General features: G+C 36.6%; 1 pseudogene. It reads left to right on the top strand.

Annotated features, from left to right (window positions below):
* A pseudogene (locus SB717_RS39295) lies at positions 1-213 on the top strand (TlpA family protein disulfide reductase); the annotation flags it as partial.
* Between the last annotated feature and the right edge of the window lie 25 nt (positions 214-238).

Here is a 238-nt window from a genome sequence, read left to right as displayed (position 1 = left end):
ATGAGTGGTATTGAGGCAATGGCGATGGGACATGATATTACTCAGCCAATTTACGTAGACAGTGAGCAGAAGTTAACAGACGCTTTTGAAAATAAATATGTACCAGCATATTATGTATTTGATAAAGAAGGTTAGCTTCGTCATTTCCAAGCGGGTGGAAATGGAATGCCGATGTTTCGCAAACGTATTAACCGAGTTTTAGGAGAAGAATAATTTCTACATGAAGAAGAAATAAAAA

The sequence above is a fragment of the Priestia sp. SIMBA_032 genome (assembly GCF_046535215.1).
Taxonomy (GTDB): domain Bacteria; phylum Bacillota; class Bacilli; order Bacillales; family Bacillaceae_H; genus Priestia; species Priestia aryabhattai.
This window is presented reverse-complemented; position numbering and strand designations above follow the sequence as displayed.